This window comes from Rhodococcus sp. NPDC056506 (assembly GCF_042794945.1).
In the GTDB taxonomy this organism is placed as follows: Bacteria; Actinomycetota; Actinomycetes; order Mycobacteriales; family Mycobacteriaceae; genus Rhodococcus_F.
Genome location: NZ_JBHTSW010000015.1, coordinates 90727 through 109204, shown reverse-complemented (window position 1 = coordinate 109204; position 18478 = coordinate 90727). Strand labels below are relative to the sequence as shown.

The 18478-nt window shown below is 61.9% G+C and carries 14 protein-coding genes; 8 read left to right on the top strand and 6 right to left on the bottom strand.

The genetic code is table 11. The features are described from left to right. Positions 1 to 169 precede the first annotated feature (169 nt). The 4 genes from purD to ACFQ6H_RS15025 all read left to right on the top strand — a co-directional run bounded on the left by purD (position 170) and on the right by ACFQ6H_RS15025 (position 5314). Entirely contained in the window at positions 170 to 1426 is a 1257-nt protein-coding gene (purD, locus tag ACFQ6H_RS15040; RefSeq protein ID WP_347871725.1) for a phosphoribosylamine--glycine ligase, read from the top strand. Between the two features lie 242 nt (positions 1427 to 1668). Beyond that, complete coding sequence (locus tag ACFQ6H_RS15035) at positions 1669 to 3237, top strand: GMC oxidoreductase (protein WP_378448879.1); 1569 nt, start codon at positions 1669 to 1671, stop codon at positions 3235 to 3237. 110 nt (positions 3238 to 3347) lie between these two features. Then, positions 3348 to 4181: a helix-turn-helix domain-containing protein gene (locus ACFQ6H_RS15030; protein WP_378646970.1), complete on the top strand. Its 834-nt coding sequence runs from the start codon at positions 3348 to 3350 to the stop codon at positions 4179 to 4181. Between the two features lie 191 nt (positions 4182 to 4372). Continuing rightward, on the top strand, positions 4373 to 5314 hold the full coding sequence (locus tag ACFQ6H_RS15025) for an ABC transporter substrate-binding protein (RefSeq protein WP_378646968.1): 942 nt from the start codon (positions 4373 to 4375) through the stop codon (positions 5312 to 5314). 6 nt (positions 5315 to 5320) lie between these two features. Here ACFQ6H_RS15025 and ACFQ6H_RS15020 read toward each other — a convergent pair whose 3' ends face one another. Beyond that, complete coding sequence (locus tag ACFQ6H_RS15020; protein WP_378646966.1) at positions 5321 to 5776, bottom strand: MarR family winged helix-turn-helix transcriptional regulator; 456 nt, start codon at positions 5774 to 5776, stop codon at positions 5321 to 5323. Between the two features lie 99 nt (positions 5777 to 5875). Here ACFQ6H_RS15020 and ACFQ6H_RS15015 point away from each other — a divergent pair, with 99 nt between their 5' ends. Then, positions 5876 to 6958 carry an ABC transporter substrate-binding protein gene (locus tag ACFQ6H_RS15015; RefSeq protein ID WP_378646964.1) on the top strand — a complete coding sequence of 361 codons (1083 nt, stop codon included), beginning with the start codon at positions 5876 to 5878 and terminating at the stop codon, positions 6956 to 6958. On the opposite strand, the gene ACFQ6H_RS15010 is transcribed toward ACFQ6H_RS15015, so the two are convergent. Further along, on the bottom strand, positions 6894 to 7727 hold the full coding sequence (locus ACFQ6H_RS15010) for a phosphatase PAP2 family protein (protein ID WP_378646962.1): 834 nt from the start codon (positions 7725 to 7727) through the stop codon (positions 6894 to 6896). The genes ACFQ6H_RS15015 and ACFQ6H_RS15010 overlap by 65 nt on opposite strands. A gap of 117 nt (positions 7728 to 7844) precedes the next feature. Between ACFQ6H_RS15010 and ACFQ6H_RS15005 the strand changes: the two genes are divergently transcribed. Beyond that, on the top strand, positions 7845 to 8519 hold the full coding sequence (locus tag ACFQ6H_RS15005; RefSeq protein WP_378646996.1) for a response regulator transcription factor: 675 nt from the start codon (positions 7845 to 7847) through the stop codon (positions 8517 to 8519). 3 nt (positions 8520 to 8522) lie between these two features. On the opposite strand, the gene ACFQ6H_RS15000 is transcribed toward ACFQ6H_RS15005, so the two are convergent. The 4 genes from ACFQ6H_RS15000 to ACFQ6H_RS14985 all read right to left on the bottom strand — a co-directional run bounded on the left by ACFQ6H_RS15000 (position 8523) and on the right by ACFQ6H_RS14985 (position 16447). Beyond that, positions 8523 to 9908, bottom strand: a complete 1386-nt coding sequence (locus ACFQ6H_RS15000) for a sensor histidine kinase (RefSeq protein ID WP_378646960.1) — start codon at positions 9906 to 9908, stop codon at positions 8523 to 8525. An 87-nt stretch (positions 9909 to 9995) separates the two neighbouring features. Beyond that, on the bottom strand, positions 9996 to 11411 hold the full coding sequence (locus tag ACFQ6H_RS14995) for a serine hydrolase domain-containing protein (protein WP_378535334.1): 1416 nt from the start codon (positions 11409 to 11411) through the stop codon (positions 9996 to 9998). 2 nt (positions 11412 to 11413) lie between these two features. Further along, positions 11414 to 14782: a serine hydrolase gene (locus ACFQ6H_RS14990; RefSeq protein WP_378646958.1), complete on the bottom strand. Its 3369-nt coding sequence runs from the start codon at positions 14780 to 14782 to the stop codon at positions 11414 to 11416. Between the two features lie 54 nt (positions 14783 to 14836). Next, positions 14837 to 16447 carry an ABC transporter substrate-binding protein gene (locus ACFQ6H_RS14985; protein ID WP_378646956.1) on the bottom strand — a complete coding sequence of 537 codons (1611 nt, stop codon included), beginning with the start codon at positions 16445 to 16447 and terminating at the stop codon, positions 14837 to 14839. 162 nt (positions 16448 to 16609) lie between these two features. Here ACFQ6H_RS14985 and ACFQ6H_RS14980 point away from each other — a divergent pair, with 162 nt between their 5' ends. Both ACFQ6H_RS14980 and ACFQ6H_RS14975 read left to right on the top strand, forming a co-directional pair. Then, positions 16610 to 17770 (top strand): pyridoxal phosphate-dependent aminotransferase, encoded by a 1161-nt coding sequence (locus ACFQ6H_RS14980; RefSeq protein WP_378448852.1) that lies wholly within the window; start codon positions 16610 to 16612, stop codon positions 17768 to 17770. Positions 17771 to 17834: 64 nt separating this feature from the next. Next, a complete protein-coding gene (locus ACFQ6H_RS14975; protein WP_003945736.1) occupies positions 17835 to 18440 on the top strand; it encodes a TetR/AcrR family transcriptional regulator in 606 nt (201 codons plus the stop codon). Positions 18441 to 18478 lie beyond the last annotated feature (38 nt).

The following is an 18478-nucleotide window of genomic DNA, read 5'->3' as shown; positions in this document are numbered from 1 at the left end:
GAGTCCTTTCCTCGGTGGACAGGTGTCCGAAAACATCTGTTCACCTATTCAGGTATTCATATGATCTCATCTCGAAACGGATATTTCGCACAAAGGCCGAACCCTGCGACCTTGGCCCCACCCGTAGCACTCCGAGAGCGCTGTTACCGCAGGCCGTAGTCTGTTCCCCGTGCGCGTACTAGTAATCGGCTCCGGAGCCCGTGAACATGCCCTCCTTCTCTCTCTTGCTCGCGATCCAGGTGTCACGGCCCTGATCTGCGCGCCTGGCAATGCCGGGATCGCAAAAATCGCCGAGCAGCATCCCGTCGACGTTGCTTCGGGTGACGCGGTTACCGCGCTGGCCAAGAAAGTCGAGGCCGACCTCGTCGTCATCGGACCCGAGGTTCCCCTGGTTCTCGGTGTCGCAGATGCGGTGCGCGCAGCAGGTATCGCCTGCTTCGGGCCGTCGGCCGACGCCGCCCGCATCGAGGGCTCGAAAGCTTTCGCCAAGGACGTGATGGCTGTCGCCGGCGTCAAGACCGCACACAGCGAGATCGTCGACAATCCGGCAAAGCTCGACGACGCGCTCGACCGCTTCGGACCGAACTGGGTGGTCAAGGATGACGGACTGGCTGCAGGCAAGGGCGTTGTCGTCACGACGGATCGTCTCGCCGCGCGCGATCACGCCGCTGAACTGCTCGAGACCGGACACCCGGTTCTCCTCGAGTCCTTCCTCGACGGTCCGGAAGTTTCGCTCTTCTGCCTCGTCGACGGCGAAACCGTGATCCCTTTGCTCCCGGCGCAGGACCACAAGCGCGTCGGCGACGGCGATTCCGGGCCCAACACCGGCGGCATGGGCGCGTACACACCGTTGCCGTGGCTGCCCGACGAGATGGTCACGCAGATCGTCGACGACGTGGTCAAGCCCGTCGCTGCCGAGTTGGTGGCGCGCGGTAGCAGCTTCTCCGGCCTTCTCTACGCTGGTCTCGCGATCGGCGTCGACGGCCCGGCCGTGGTCGAATTCAACTGCCGGTTCGGTGACCCCGAAACTCAGGCCGTGCTTGCTCTCCTCGAAACGCCGCTCGGCGGTCTACTCAATGCAGCCTCGACCGGAACCCTCGATTCGGTCGGTCCGTTGCAGTGGCGCGACGGTTCCGCCGTCACGGTCGTGATTGCTGCCGAGAACTACCCGGCAACCCCGCGCACCGGCGACGTGATCACCGGAGCAGACGCCGACGGAGTCCTGCACGCGGGTACCAAGAAGCGTGAAGACGGAGCCGTCGTCTCGGCCGGTGGACGTGTGCTGAGTGTTGTCGGAGTGGGCAAGGATCTGACCGAAGCTCGTGACGACGCCTACGCAAAGATCGCCGACGTCAAGCTTCCCGGCGGTCATTTCCGCAAGGACATCGGACTCGGCGCCGTCGAAGGTCGCATCTCAATTCCCTGACTCGTTCTTTCGGAGGGCCGGTGAACTTTCTGTTCATCGGCCCTTTTCGTGGAAAATCAACGGTTCCTCGAAGTTACCCACGAGTATGGACTTCTCGTTCGGTTTCTCCCGGTATATCTCAGCGCGGGGGTCACGGAAAGAGAAGGGCACACTTGAGCATTCGCGCTGGATCCAACGAACGGCACGCACGTACCAATTCCACGCTCTCGCGTAGAAACTTCTTGGCAGCAACAGGATTAGCTGTGGGCGCCGCTGCGCTCTCGTCCTCGTGGACTACGGCGGCCGCTGCGCCCAGGCGAGCATTGAACGACGGAGACCGTGTCCCCGCGCTTGTGATCGGGAGCGGATACGGCGGGGCCGTTGCGGCACTTCGGTTGACGCAGGCCGGCATCGACACACACATGGTCGAAATGGGGAAGTCGTGGACCACACCAGGGTCCGACGGCAAGATCTTCTGCCCGATGCTCTCGCCCGACGGTCGATCCTTCTGGCTCAGAGACCGTACAGTTCAACCGGTTTCACACTTCTCCGGCGGCTCGGTGGACAAGAACATCAGCCGGTACGTCGGTGTCCTCGACGCCGAGGACTTCGGCGGGATCAAGGTCTACCAGGGCCGAGGGGTCGGCGGTGGGTCGCTGGTCAACGGCGGTATGGCTGTCACACCCAAGCGCAACTACTTCGAAGAGATCCTGCCCGGGGTCGATTCCAACGAGATGTACTCGACGTATTTCCCGCGGGCCAACGCCGCGCTCGGAGTCAACAACATCGACCCGGCATGGTTCGAATCGACCGAGTACTACAAGTTCGCGCGGACCGGGCGAAAGACCGCTGAGAGATCCGGTTACACAACAACGTTCGTGCCGAATGTCTATGACTTCAACTACATGAAGCAGGAAGCTGCCGGCCAGGTCACCAAGTCCGCCCTGGTCAGTGAGGTCATCTACGGCAACAACGCGGGAAAGAAGTCTCTGGACAAGACGTACCTCGCTGCGGCATCCGCCACCGGCAAGCTCACCATCTCAGCTCTGCACGTTGTGACCTCGGTTGCCCCGGCCGCGACCGGCGGTGGCTATCAAGTGGTGATGAATCAGATCAACGAGCAGGGCAACACTGTCGGCACCAAGACGGTGACGGCGGACAAGGTCTTCTTCGCAGCCGGCAGTATCGGCACCAGTAAGCTCCTGGTCGCGATGAAAGCGCAAGGGCAGCTGGCGAATTTGCCGGGTGCTGTGGGCCAGGAATGGGGTCACAACGGCAACGTGATGGTGGGTCGCGCCAATCACATGTGGGACGCCACCGGTGCGAAGCAATCTGCGATCCCGGTGATGGGTATCGACAACTGGGCCGATGCATCCGCACCTGTATTCGCGGAAATCGCACCCTTCCCGGCCGGTACCGAACTGTGGGTCAGCCTGTACTTGGCGATTGCCAAGAATCCGCAACGTGCTCAGTTCCAATTCAACTCGGCAACAGGCAAAGTCGGTTTGAACTGGCAGCGTTCGCAGAACCAGCCGTCGATCGACATGGCGAAGAAGCTCTTCGACAAGATCAACAAGAAGGAAGGCACGATCTACCGGACCGACCTCTTCGGCCCGACACAGACGTGGGGCGACCAGTTGACGTACCACCCCCTCGGCGGTTGTGTGCTCGGCAAGGCGACCGACGGCTACGGTCGTCTGCCGGAGTACCCGGGTCTGTACGTCATGGACGGATCCCTCGTTCCGGGCAACGTCGGAGTCAACCCGTTTGTCACCATCACCGCTCTGGCCGAACGGAATATCGAGAACATCATTGCGAACGACATGAACTAGAGCGGCAACTCGCGGTCAGGTGCGGTGGGATCGACTTCCACCGCACCTGTTCGGCGTAGGTAGCGGTTACAGTCACCTGGACAGACGACGCTCGATCCAGGGATGTAGACGTGAGGCGGACAAAATCCGAGATCGACGGTGACTGGCTCCGGTGGGGCGTGCCGTCGAACGACGAGTTGGTGGTATCCGAACACGAATTGGACGACGAGCCCGAGGATTTGGTTCTGTGGGGTGGTGCGTCGAGTGCTGATCAGCCGGTGACGTGGGAAACCCACGCACACCGATCGAACGAGATTCTGTTTCCTCGTTCCGGCATTGTGGTTGTACGCTCGGGCGCTCAGATGTGGACGTTGCTGCCGGGCAGAGGGCTGTGGATACCGGCACTGGTTCGGCACTCGGTGCGCGTTGCCGCGGGTGCGCAATTCTTGACCGTGTATTGCGCTGTAGGGCAGGGACCTTCGCTCGGTGATCACCCGGTTGCGGTGCACGGCACGCCGCTTCTGTACGAGTTGTTTCTTCATCTGAGTGCTCGCGAGATGACGGACGATGCGAGGCGCCGCGCCGAGCGAGTGTTCTTCGACCTCGTTGTTCCCGGCGACGAGCGCGGAGCGATGAAGATTCCCGATTCGGGGCCGGTCGGCCGGATTGCGCGCGACCTGTTGTCCCAACCGGACGATCCACGCAGTTTCGAAGACTGGGCGAATGAGATCGGTGTCAGTACCAGCACTTTGGCTCGTCGATTCAAAGTGGACACCGGCGTCAGTTTCGGCCAGTGGCGCGTACTGCTTCGGATGAACGTGGCGATGTCCCTGCTCGGCCAAGGCATTGCGGTGGCCGATGTGGCAGAGCAGATCGGATACTCGACGCCCAGTAGTTTCGTCGCAGCCTTCAAGCAGTCCACAGGAGTCACGCCGATGGCATTTCGAAAGAACGCGGACCGCTGATCGGATTTCGACATTCATTGACAAAACTCCGCGATTGCGTCAACTCCTGATCCGCTCTACCGTTAGCCATGTAGGCGAGGCTTACTTTACTTTCCGGGTTCGGGGTTCTCCCGAAACCCGCTCGACAGCATGGGGCAGAAGTGATCGATTTTGTTGCGCCGCGTTCCCAACGCGGTAGCAGGGCCATCTTCATGGCTGTGGCAGTGGCACTTTCGACGGTGCTGGCAGCGTGTGGCACCTCGACGACCGACGCGAAGTCCGACGGTGAAGCGTGGACGTATGTAGATGCGCGTGGGCAGCAGATTTCGCTCGACAAGGTCCCCGAACGCATTGTGGCGACGGCGGACACCGCGCCGGTGCTACTCGAATACGGCGTCGTTCCGGTCGGCATCATCGGATTCTCCAGGCTCGACGAATCCACGTTGAATGCATTCGACTTCAGCGGAATCGCCCATGTCAGCGAGACCGACACAGACATCAGTGCCGAGAAACTCCTGGCAGTGGACCCGGATCTCGTCATCGACATCTGGAGTTCGTACAACGGTGGCAACTTCGGCAGCATCTGGGGTGACGATATCGCTCGCGTCGAAGAGGTTGCTCCTATTGCCGGCGTCAAGATCACCGACGGGGCGCAAGCGGCGCTGGACAGCTTCAGTTCGTTGGTCCAGGGTATCGGCGGCACCGACACCTCGCCGGTCTACGCGGCCAAACGGGAAGAGTTGAGTGCGCTCGGTGATCGAGTGCGCGACTTGGCCACTTCGCGGTCGAATATCTCTGTTGCATACGTGATTCCGTTGGAATCGAGCCTTGACTACGCGGTACCGGGATGGACTCCGCTCGGAAGTATTCTCGAAACGATGGGCGTCGAATTTGCGAAGCTCGACAGCGAGGACGGTTTCTGGGCGTCGGCGAGTTGGGAAGAGCCGGGCGTCTTTCCGGCTGATCTGCTCCTGATTCCGCCGACTTGGTCGGATGCACCGGAGCTCAATTCGCCGACTTTCACCAGGCTTCCGGCTGTGGTTTCGGGCCAGGTTGCGACGGTCGAACTTCGTACGGGGTACAGCCTGACGGGCATCACCGAGCAGATGAAGCGTTTTGCCGACGTCTACGAGAAGAGCGGGAAAGTCACCTGAGCAGCATCACCGCGGTGCGTGATCTCGCAATGATCGATTGACCCGGTCGAGGATGCCGATGGCAGCGGTCAACGTGTGGAGGTCGCCCTCGTCGAGGGACTCCAGTTCTTCGGCGAGAACACCGATGCGTAGTTCGGACCGACGGTCCCGTCGCGCGCTTCGCTCGTCCTTCACGTAAAGCGTGCTCACTCGGCCGTCCGTGGGATCGGGCCGTCGCTCGATCAGGTCTTTGTCGGAGAGTGTGCGCACCAGTGTGCTGACGGTGTTCGGGCGTCTGGAGAGGCGATCGGCGACAGCCCCGATGCGAGTGCCCGGATGGTGCGCAACATCGTGAAGTACTTCGGATTGTGCCTCGGGCAACGTCGCGTCGGTGCCCGATGCGTCCATGTATTCGCGCAGCGCCCGACGTAATTCGAAGGCCGCAGCGATGACTGATCTCGATGATTCTTCTGCTGTGGGCACGCGATCAGGGTAGCGATCAGCCCCGTGTGAGCCACGCCCTGAAACTGTATCTGACACAGATATAGTTTACAGTTTTCTAAAGGGTAGGCTCACCTAACCATGACGAAACATGAAGCAGGCATGCTTCACGACGTACGGGACACGATCATGAATTTTCGAATGAAGTCACGCAGTGCACTGCTGATCGGCGCACTGGCCTTGGTGGCGACTCTCAGTGGCTGCTCGAGTGAGGACGCCTCGACCACAGATCCTGAGATCAGTGCGTCGGCGCCGTCGGACTCTGCGTTTGTCGCTCCGCGAGAAGTCCCCGCCGGCATGGGGAGCGGGAAGTCGGACGGCGAATTTCCCCGCACCGTCTCACACTTCAAAGGGGACACCACGATCGAATCACAGCCGGAGAAGGTTGTAGTGATCTCGACCGGACAGGCCGATGCGCTCCTGTCGCTCGGTGTCGTGCCGGCAGGTTCGACGCGTGGTGACGGTGCGGATCTGGTGCCGCCGTACTTGTCGGCCGCATACCCCGAATACCGAACTCAGTTAGGTGATGTCGTCGACGCAGGTGGTCGCTTCACACCGAACTTCGAAGCGATCGTCAAGCTCGATCCTGACCTGATCTTGATGAATGTTGCAGGGAAGGATGCTGATTCGCTGTACGACCAGCTTTCGGCGATTGCACCCACCGTGGCAACACAGGGGACCGGCGTCAACTGGAAGCAGGACTTCCTGCTCGTTGCGGACGGAATCGGCAGGACACAGCAGGCGACGGCACTACTGGACACCTTCAACGCGGATGCCGCAGCCCTCGGTGCTTCCCTCTCGTCGCCGCCGACGGTGTCGTTCACCCGCCAGAACGGAAATCGGCTGCGCATCTTCGGCATTCCTTCGTTCACCGGCAGTATCGCCCAGGATGCCGGCCTGACGCGTCCGGAGTCGCAGCAATTCGACGACACCTCCCGAGACATCAGTGAGGAGGAGTTGAACGTGGCGGACGCTGATTGGATCTTCTACGGAGTGCAGGGCGGGGACCCGGCGGCGTTGACGAACGCGCCGTTGTGGGCGCAGCTACATGGTGTTGTTGCCAACCACGCCGTTGCTGTCGACGACGACGTCTTCTACCTCAATACCGGACCGACTGCGGCGCGTGAAGTGCTGAAGGTTCTGCAGAGCACACTGCAGCAGTAGTCGATTCGGCTTGGCTTAGGGTGCCGACGAACCGGAATACTGCCCCGCCCACAGTGACTGCAAGCGTCGCGAGAATGGCTCCGCCGATGACGTCGGTGAGCCAGTGCGCTCCCAAGTAGAGGCGAGTGAGCGCGACGACGACGGTGACCGTCACGGCGAGGAGCATCAGAAGGCGTTTGACGGCCGGTGTTCGGTCGATGCTCACAACGAGAACCGCGATGCCGAACAACGCTGCGGTTCCGGTCACGTGACCAGACGGGAACGAGTGGCCGGTCTCGAGAAGTACTTGGATATTGGTCGGCGGACGTTCGCGACCGACCAGTGCCTTGACGACTGTGCTGGCAACCGCTGCACCGCCAACGGTTCCGATCACGATCAAGCCTGGAACTACCGAACGCGCTCGCCACGAGATGAGCACGCCGCAGGTGACCCCGAGCAATGCGGTGGCGACAGGACTGCCGAGATCTGTGACTGCGACCGCTATCTGGTTCAGGGTGCCGCTCCGATGATCGACCATCCAGTCGGTCACCGGCCCGTCGAAGCTCGTCAACCAGCCGTTTCCATACACCTGGATCGACAGCGTCACCAGTGCAAGCACGAGTCCGCATGTGCGGAGGACTGTAGACCGAACGCTGGAAGCTCGGTAGATCGAACCGAACGCGAACAGAGCTGCGGCTACCACGATTGCGGCAACCGCAATCTCTGCGGTGGTGCTCTCGGTCAGGACTTCGGTGACCACGTTTCGCACGGTCGATACAGTTGCGGGCATGAATGCAGTGTGACGATCTGAAGCTGAAGAAACGCTGAACAGAACTCGGTCATGGGTCAACCGTCTGCTCTACTGGGTGCATCCGAACAACTGTGTGTCGACGAAACGGGGCCGGTGGTGCGAGTACTGGTGGTCGAAGACGAAGTGCGCCTGGCCGAGACGATCCGGCGGGGACTCGTGGCCGAGGGATTCGTGACCGCCGTCGAAGTCAACGGGGACGACGGATTCGCGACTGCCTGCAGCGACGAATTCGACGTGATAGTTCTCGACATCATGTTGCCGGGCAAACACGGATACGACATCGTGCGGGACCTACGCGCCCGGGAGATTTGGACGCCGATCCTGATGCTGTCCGCGAAGGACGGCGAATACGACCTCGCTGATGCTTTCGACCTCGGTGCCGACGACTATCTGGTCAAGCCCTTCTCGTTTGTCGTCCTCCTCGCGCGGCTGCGTGCTCTGGTGCGGCGAGGCGCTCCGCAACGTCCGGCGATACTCACAATAGGAAACCTGTCCCTCGACCCTGCCAAACATCAGGTGCGGCGAGCGGGAAGCGAATTGACCTTGACGCCTCGTGAGTACAGCGTTCTCGAGTTCCTGATGCGCAACAACGGAGTTGTGGTCACCAAGAGCGAGATCGTCCGCTCCGTCTGGGACCGCAACTACGAAGGTGACGAGAACATCGTCGAGGTCTATATCGGTTACCTACGTAAGAAGGTCGACCTGCCGTTCGGAACTCACAGCATCGAAACCGTTCGAGGTGTCGGGTACCGCTTTGTCGGGACTGCCTGATCCTCAGTCGTTCGGTACCGGAATTGTCACCTCGAATCGACTTCCGCCGCCCTCTCTTTCGCTGACGGTGATGGTTCCGTGATGCGCCGCAACGATTTCCGACGCGATGGCGAGTCCAAGTCCGGACCCGCCTCCCTGCCTCGACCGTGGTTGGTCCAGGCGGACGAAGCGTCCGAAGATTCGTTCGCGTTCTGCTGCAGGGATTCCGGGCCCGTCGTCCTCGATCACGATATGGGCTTCGTGGCCGGCTTCGGAGCACTCGAGATGCACGAGAGTCTCGGCATGCCGCACCGCGTTGTCGACCAGGTTGCGCACCATTCGCGTCAACGCTCGGGGGTCTCCTGAGACGCGAACCGGAGCCACGGCAGCGGTGACCTTGACGTCGGAGAAACCATCGATCCTTTTCTTCTCGGCGAACAAGATGTCGTCGAGGTCGACATCGACGGAGGTACCGATCTTTTCGAGTTCGCTTTCGTCCGAGCGCGCGAGAATCAACAGATCCTCGATCAACTGCCGCATCCGGCGCGCCTCGGGAAGTAGTGCGTCTTCGATCAATGCATCGTCGAGGAGATCCGGGCGTCGGTGTGCGAGTTCGAGAGCCGTCGTGATCGTGGACAGTGGACTACGTAATTCGTGTGAGGCATCGCTGACAAATCGTTGCTGGGCCAGTGCGCCTTCGTCGAGGCGCGCGAGCATGTCGTTCATTGTTGTTGCCAGCCGGGCTATCTCGTCGTTCCCGGCCGGGACGGGGACCCGTTCACCCTGTCGACTCGAAATCGAGGCCACCCGAGCGCGTATGCGTTCGACGGGAGCGAGGGCCGAACCGACCAGGCGGTAGGTGGCAAATGCGGCCAGCGCCAGAACCAGAGGGCCGACGATGGCCAGCAGAACGGCAACGGTGATGACCACGGTTTCAACCGGTTCGCGGTCGGCACCGACGAAGACGGTCACCGGTCCGGTCGGCGTCCGAGCGCCGCGTCCGACCAGCCAGTAGTCCTCGTCGTCCGACTCTTTCACCCGTCCGAAGGTGTCCGACTCGTCAGGGCCGAGAAGCTGTTCGGACAGAAGGCCGCTCTCGGTTCCGGGAGACTGGGTGACTATTCGGTGGTTGGCGTCGACGATCTGCACGATTCCGATCTGACTGTCTGTGGACAGAAGCGAAGGGTCGAGATCGGCCGGGTTCTTTCCGTTGAGTTGCTGGACCAGTTGCGTGGCGCGAGCTTCGGAGCTGTTCAGTGCGGACAGATGCAGGGAGTTCGCCAGTACGAAAACCAGTGCAAGCCCGGCGATCACCAGGCAGAAGGCGATCACGAGCGTCGATGCCACGGTCGAACGGGCACGTACGCTCCACCGGGACGGGTGCAGAATCGACTCGCCGATGAAGTTCATGGAGTCCAGTCTGTACCTTCGAGGCTGTGCATTTACGAAGACGGGTGACGCGGTCCCGTAATCGGACCGCGTCACCCGCCTACAGGATCACGCCACTCGCTTGGCGGTACGCCCGCCGAATTCGAGCATCACGGCGCGACCGGTCTCGTCGGTGACGAAGCGGCCCAACGCCCGGGTGGTGTCGGCGCGAGCAGCGAAGTCATGGTCGTTGACGAAGGCGATCGGGATCGCCGGCGGCCAGACGATGTCCTCGTATTCGCCGAGGTCCTGCGCGCTACCCATCCGGATGCCGATTCCCTCGTCACCGGGGGCGACGGTCATCGTCAGCGAGCCTGCCTGATACTTGCCCAGGACTGCATCGACGGCAGCGGGTTCGGGCTCGACCACGTCGAGGGATGCCGGCGCGGGTAGTTCAGTGAGATTGGCCATGGACCAGTCGACGATCTTCTTGCCGATTCCGCCGCCGAGTGCGTTGGTCAGCACGGTGACGGCGAAGTTCTTCTCGGGCACCGTCATGAACTCGGAGACCTGGAGATTGCTGACGTTTCCGCCGTGCCGCACTACCTGCGTGGTTCCGTACCGAGTCAGCAGCCATCCCAGGCCGACTTCCTCGAACATCATCGCTGCGGGACGCTGCGGCTTCTGCATCAGCAACCGGGTGGACTCGTCGAGTGGTTGTCCTTCGCCGGGGCGTTCGCCCGACAGCGCGTAGCGTGCCCAGACGAGCTGGTCTCGCACCGAGGACCACATTCCACCACAGGGAATCATGCCGCGGTCCAGTCCGGTTTCGTTGGATACGAACGGCACACCGTCGCGGATGTAGTGGCCGAGTGCGAACCGGTGGGTCATCACGTCCCAGGGCAGGAACGCCGAATTCTTCATTTCCAGAGGGTCCAGCACGCGTTGTTTGACCAGCTCTTCGAAGGTCAGTCCGCTGATCTTGGCCACGACATGTCCGGCGAGAACGAATCCGGAGTTGCTGTAGGAGAATACTTCTCCGACAGGGAACTCTTGTCGCAGTTCGTTCAGCCGTGAAACCGAGCGTCCCAGGGCGTCTTCGCCCCAGCCTGCCGAGAGGCCCGCGTCGCCGGTGAATCCGCCGGTGTGGGTCAGGAGATGACGCATCGTGACTGTGCGGGTGGCTTCTTCGTCGGCGAAGGTCAGTTCGGGGACATACTCGACCACCGGGGTGTCGAGGTCGAGCAGTCCGTCCTCGACGAGTGCCATCGCGGCTGTTGCGGCGAACACCTTTGTGGTGGAGCCGATCATGAACATCGTCTTGTCGGTGACCGGGAGCTGGGTTTCGACGCTTTCGATGCCACTGGTGACGACGATGTCCTTGTCACCGTGCACGATACCGACCGAGACGCCGGGGATGTTTGCCTCGACCCTCCACTGATCGACGAGTTCTTGAAGCTGTTCTTGCATCTTTGATTCCTCGAGTTCGCTGGCGTTCTGTGTTTCGGCGTTTTGTGTTTCCGCAATCGTATGTGTATCGGTCATGGTCACGCGTTAACCCGTGGTAGGAAGCGGAATCCGACGTACACGCCGTCGCGGTGCGGCCGTACCGTCGTCCAACCGGCCGCTCCCGGTTGACGGGTGGTCCAGGTTCCGGGGATCTGCGACGGTACGAGAGTGGCTACCGCTGCAGGCTTCTTCGGAGCTGTTTCGTCTTCCTCGGGATTCGGGATGACGTCGCCGATCACGGTGATCACGGCTTCGTCGGCGGACTCTCCTCGACGGAACTCGATTGCTATTCCGCCCGAGCTGTACTTACCCAGAACCGAATCCGGAATCGACTCCACACTCGCGGGGTTCGGGGCCAGGGCTTGCGGAGGTTCGAGTCCGACCAACGCGGCCGCGGCTTCGGTGAAGAGATCGCGGTAGAGGCCGTCTGCTTTGCCGCCGCTGGTCAGCAGTGCGATCGCGACATTGTGGCGGGGGAAGATACGCAGATAGGCATGCTGCCCGATGGTGCTGCCGTCGTGCCCGAAAATTTCTTCGCCCGACCAGGTTTCGTGGAACCAGCCCAAGCCCCAACCCGACTTGTCCGGGAACAGATCGCTGATGTCGATTTCGGGTGTACGCATCGCGGCGGCTGATTCCTCCGACACGATCCGCACGCCGTCGACGCTCTGTCCTTCGAGGAGTCCGAGTTCGGCGAACGTGAGTAGATCTCCGATGCTGGCAGTGATGCAGCCGGCCGGCCCCATCGAGCGCGTGATCGGCCAGACGGGCATCACGACAGAATTTCCCGTATGTCCCGCTGCCACAGAGTATCTCGGAGCATCTCCGGTCAACGTGAGTGTGTGCGCGAGACCGAGCGGATCGATGATCCGCTCCTTGAGGATGTCGTCCCAGATGCCGCCGCGAAGAACCTCGACAATACGAGCTGCCAGGACGTACGCGGAGTTCGAGTACGCGAAGCCATCCTCGAGGGGATGAACCTGACGGAAGTCGCGCAGGCCCTCGACGTAGCGTTCGACGACATCGTCTCCGCGTCCCTTGTCGATGAAGAGGTCACCGTCGATTCCGTTGCGATGGTTCAGAAGTGCGCGAACCGTGATACGGGCGGCTGTTTCCTCGTCTTGCAGTGCGAAGTCGGGCAGGATCGACCGGACGGTTGCGTCCAGGTCGAGCAAGCCCTCGTCGACCAGTTGCATGACCAGCATCGCGGTCCACACCTTGGTGATGGATCCGATCTGGAACAGGGAGTCGGTGGAGACCTCGACCCCGGTGTCTGCATTGATCACGCCGGAAGCCACAGTCGTCCGGGTGATTTCCTTACCGCTGGAATCGAGTGTGAGAATACCGAATTGAGCACCGGTGACGCCGTAACGCTCACAGAGTACGTCCAGTGAACGCTTCCATGCATCGGCTCCGGCAGACGCGTTGGCCAGGCCGGTCTTGGGCAGCTTCGCCGAGGTATATCGCTTCACCCACTCGATGAGCCGTGTGCTGTAGTCGATTCGGTGTGCGATCGAGCCGTTGACGAGGAAACCGTGGCTTGCGCCGGGATACGCCACCATTCGGGTGGGGACGTGCTGCTGGCGCAGCGCCGCGAACCAGGCCTCGGCCTGACCCAGCGGGCACCGCTCGTCCGACTTTCCGTGCAGGATCAGCGTCGGAGTCACCACGTTCTTCACGGAGGCGAGGGGCGAGGCAGCCAGGAGTTTGGCGGAGTTCTCGGGGACAGTCGTTCCGGTGGCCAGTGAGGCGAGGTGCGGACCGAAATCGCAGACTCCGGCCATGGCGTTGAAATCGCAGATCAGCCCGCCGGCCACAGCCGCGGCAAAGCGATCGGTCTGTGAGGTGAGGTGGCAGGTGCTGTATCCGCCGTAGCTGTACCCGGTGATCGCCAGTCGGTCCCCATCGACAAGTCCTTCGGCGACAAGAGCATCGATCGGCTCGAGGAAGTCAGCTTGGTCCGAGGTGCCCCAGGCGCCGTTGACGGCGTACATGAAGTCCTCGCCGTACCCGTCTGATCCACGTGGATTGAGGGTCAAGATGCGCCAACCCTGCGCTGCGAGAACCTGGTGGGCGGGGTGATAGGTGTCGGCAACGCCCGTCCATGCGTTGTGCGGCCCACCGTGAATGTCGAGCAGAAGTGGTGCGGCGCCATCGGTTTCGGGAGCGGACAGCAACCAGCCGTGCACGGTACGGCCGTCGGAGATGGTGAACTCGCGTTCCTCGGCGGCAAACAGGGTCACCTCGGGGAGTGCTTCTGCGGTGAATTTCGTCAGCGTGGTGACAGCGCCGCTGTCCAGATCGACGAGTGCGACCTCACCGAAGGACTGCTGCGTGGTGACGATGACGGAGGCGACGCGCGCATTACGGGCAACGGAGAGCGCCGCGACGACCTCGTTGGGATTGGCGACGAGGGAGCGGGAGGTGCCGGTTTCTATGTCGACGGCGTACAGATGCGTCCATCCGCGATCGCGCAGGCAGAACACGATCTCGTCGCCGGTGTTCGACAGTGCCGGTGTGCCACCGGGGTAACCGGGTGCGCCTGGCATCACGTTGCGATCGAGATGAGCGGTGAGGGTGACGTCGACCGGTGTCTCGATTGGGCCGGGGACGGACAGACGGATCAGGTCTGCAGTTCCGACACGGACCTCGGGAGTGCCGATGGCGACAACCGAATCTCCGTTCGGGTGCCAGAGCGTCGAGCCCTGCACCCCGGTGGCGTGGCCGAGTTGCTGCGGCGGAACCGACAGATCGTCGACGAGGATTCGGTAGGCGCTGAACGTGAGGTTCAGATCGCTGTCCGGTTCCAGATTCGCTGTGAAGGCGAGAGCCTTGCCGTCCGGTGACCAGGACGGAACGTCTGCATTCCAATCACCGTCGGTGAGGCGTCGAACTGCCTTCGTTTCCAGTTCGACGGTGTGCAGGTGGCGCCGGAAGGTTCCGAGCCATCCGGCACCGTCCACCTTGTATCCGAGTCGGTCGGTGACGATGGGCGCGTTCGGGTCGGTGGAGTCCGAACGTGAGACCACGGCGGCGAATGCAATGGCTTTTCCGTGCGGGCTCCAGGCCGCTGCGCCGGCCCCGAGGGGGAGTGATGCTGCTGTGGTGAGGGTTTCGGCCTCGCCGCCGGCGAGCGGGATCAGGTGCAGCTGCGCGGAGTCTCCGACCTTACGGAGGAAGGCAATCGAGGTTCCGTCCGGAGAGAACCGAGGTGCCGAATCCGCGGGCCCCGCAGTGAGGCGGCGAGCCTGGGAATCGCGGGACACCGCCCAGAGCGATGTAGTTGCCTTTCCGGCAACAATTTCCGAGCGAACGAAGACGACCACGGTGCCGTCGGGAGAGATTGCGGTCTCAGTGGGTGTGACCACACGGTGGAGGTCGTCGAGAACAAATGGACGGTCAGTCATGTAGATCCTTCGAATCGGAGAAATAGATGCAGACGTAAAGCTTTGTCTTCCGGCTTATTTCAGAACGCGGATGCCAGGGCCGGCCAGGGTGCCGCCAATCGGTGCATACAGGGCCGTCGCGCCGTTGAAGAACATGAAGTTCGGCGATGTGGACACCGGAATGACGTCGGACGAGGTGAACAGTGCTTGTTCCGCTTCCTTCCACACCGAGCAGGATTCCTGCCCGGGCAGAACCGAGGCCTTCGCTGCCAGTTCGGTGTACTTCGGATTGTCGATCGATGCGAAGTTGACACCCGACGGTGGAGTGGGGCCGGCGAAGTACGGAACGAAGATGCTGGGGGTGTCGCTCTGGACGGTCAGTCCGATCGAGATCGACCATGACGTCAGGTCTTTTGCCGCGAATGTGTTGGAGATGATGAAGTTGTTGTCACCACCGCGAAGCTCTACCTTCGCGCCGAGCTCCTGCCACTGCTTCATTGCGTATTCTGCTGCTGCAGAAGTGGTGTCGCGGTAGTTGGCAAAGATGACCGTCAATTGCAGCGTTTGACCGTCCTTGGTCAGGACGCCGTCGGATCCGGGCTTCCAACCGGCGTCCGCGAGAGTCTTCTTCGCCGCGGCCATGTCGAACTTCGGAACTACACCGGTGACGCTGTCGAAGTCGCACGCCCGCGGATCGACTACTGCCAGTGCCGTAGCGCGTGAGCCTTTGCCGCCGGTGTTGATGTCTGTGTAATCGTCGAGATCGATCGCCTGCACCAGTGCGGTGCGTACGGCCTCGTCCTTGGTGGGGAGAGCCGCATTGTGGTTGAAGATGAACTGTCCGCTCAGGGTGTTGGACGTCATCGATTCAAGGCCGGAAGCTTCCACACGTTCGATATCCGAGCCGGCAACCGGGGCCGCGTTGACCGTTCCGGTGAGGACCAGGTTCGCCGTCGTCGCGGCGTCGGTCACGACCTTGATCGTGACCGTCTTGGGCACTCCGAGCGTGTCCGATGTGGTTTCGCCGTTCGGTCCCCAGTTGTATCCGTCGCGGCGTTCGAGGGTGACGTGATCGTTGGCCACTACTTCGGTGACTTTGAACAGTCCGGTTCCGTTGCTACTGCCTCGAACACTGGCAGGGTCGTCGAGCGCTGCCTGGCACGCCAACTTGAGAGCGCCGATGCGTTCGAGGAGGAAGGGCGCGGGTTCCGTTGTCTTGATCGTGAGTTCGTCACCCTCAGCGGTTGCTACCGCAGTTTCGGGTACGGATGCTCCCAACCACGGCGAGCCGTTGGTCTTGTCGACGACCCAGTTGATGTTGTTCGCTGCGGTCTGGGCAGTGAAGGTCGTGCCGTCTTCACACGTGATCCCCTTTTTGAGGGTGAAGTTCAGCGAAGTTCCGTTCTCGCTCCATTTTTCGGCCAGATACTGGCCGGCTGCGCGGGTTTTGGGGTCGATGGCCAACAACGAGTCGTTGGTATAGCTGTTGATCGCCTGCGTGGCAGTCAGATTGGTGATCAGGGGATGAAGGTTGCCGGGGTCGGTGTTCACGATCGTCGTGAAGCTGCCGTCCTTGGCGTAATCGCCGGAAGAATTGCCGCCAGGATCAGAGGTGCTTCCGCACGAGGCAACCGTGAGAACGCCGATCGTGACCAGAGCCGCGGTGGGCACTGAGCGAGCTTTCATCTGATGCACCTTTTGATCGAAGGATGTCGTTGATCAATGTTGCGCGAGTGACGTGGCCCAGGTCTCGTTGAATCGACTCATGCTGAGTGCCTGAATCTGTCGGATCGTCACAATGGGTGGTCGTCGTTTCTTGCCGCACCACGGTTCGGCTACCGTCGGAGTGTGCGCTCAGAATCTCGTCGATCAGATATCCAGACCTTCCATGTCATGGATGTATGGAAGGCCGCGACCGAACGTCAGCGGACACATGGTGACGTTCTGACGTTGGCTGCCGGTCAACCGTCGACGCCCGCTCCCGCACCGGTACTACGTGCGACGCGAGAGATTCTCGGCACCGAACTACTCGGATACACCGAGACTTTCGGGATCCTGCCGCTGCGCGAAGCTATTGCGCGCTACCACAGTGAGCGCTCGGGAATCGCCGTCGACGCCGAAGACGTGGTGGTGACGACCGGTTCGTCCGGGGCGTTCACCTTGCTCTTCCTCGCCGCGTTCGACGAGGGCGACACCGTGGTGGTTGCTCGCCCCGGATATCCCGCGTACCGCAACACCCTTGCCGCGCTCGGCTGCAACGTCGTCGAACTCGACTGCGGGCCGGCAACTCGATACCAGCCGACGGTGGAAATGCTCGAGGCTTTGCCGTCGCCGCCTGCCGGTCTGATCGTCGCCAGCCCCGCAAATCCCACGGGCACGGTGATCTCGCCCGAGGAGCTCGCTGCATTGGCGACGTGGTGCGAGCAGCACGGCACCCTCCTGATCTCGGACGAGATCTACCACGGCATCGGATACGGCGATCAGCACACGTCGAGCGCCTGGGAGACCTCGCGCGAGTCCGTTGTGATCGGATCGGTGTCCAAGTACTTCTCGATGACCGGTTGGCGGCTCGGCTGGATGTTGGTGCCGACCTACCTGCGGCGTCCGCTGCAGAGGCTCGCGTCGAACATGACGGTGTGTCCGCCCGCGATCTCGCAGTACGCCGCGATCGAGGCGTTCTCGGACGAGGCGAAGGTCGAGTTGGACGGGCACGTTCAGCGATACGCCGTCAATCGTGAACTGCTGTTGACCGGACTGCCGAAACTGGGCATCACGGAGTTGGCCCCTGCTGACGGCGCCTTCTACGTCTACGCGGATATCGGCCATCTGTGTGGCGACGAGGGCGCCACCGCTTGGTGTGCGCGGTTGCTGACAGATACCGGGGTCGCGTTGGCGCCCGGAATCGATTTCGACACCGTCCACGGAAACCGGATGGTCAGACTTTCGTTCGCGGGCGCGACAGCCGACATCCAGGAGGCGCTGATTCGCCTCGAGAAGTGGCTCGGGTAACAAACAGCAGGGTCTTCGAGCTGTTTCGCCATGCGGAGGTGCCCTCTGCTGGCACGATGTCGTGGTGTCTTCTGCAGCTACGCCCAAGGGCGAACGACGTCGCCAAGCTCTGGTGGCGTCCGCTGCTGAACTATTGCTGGAAGGCGGGTTCGACGCCGTTCGTCACCGAGCGGTGGCAACCAGGGCCGACCTTCCACTGGCTTCGACGACGTACTACTTCGACTCACTCGACGATCTGATCGCGTGCGCCGTCGAGCTCAACGGCAACGCCGACATGGAAGCAATGCGCGCCAGAGTGGCTGCGGTGACCCAACGTCGGCGGGGCGCCGAATCAACGGTCGAACTGTTGGTCGAACTGCTGCTCGGCGATGAAGAGAAGCGTCCGGAGAGCCGCGAGCGTTTGATTTCGCGCTACGAACGATTCGTCGCGTGTGCCCGTCATCCCGCACTTCGTGACGTGCAGTTGCGCCTACGCGCCCAGCTCGACGACCTGTTGACCGATGCGCTTCGACGCTCGGGCCGCTCGGCTCCCGAGGGGCAACTGCGTCGTCTCGTCGCGATGGTCGACGGCGCGATGATCACGGCTCTGGGGGAGTACGACCCGGACCCACGGGGGTTGGCCAGGGGAATGCTCTTGGAATCGATCGACGTGATGGCGCCGCCGGTCTAGCTCGGTCACTATCGGGGGTAACAGCACTGCTTGGCCCC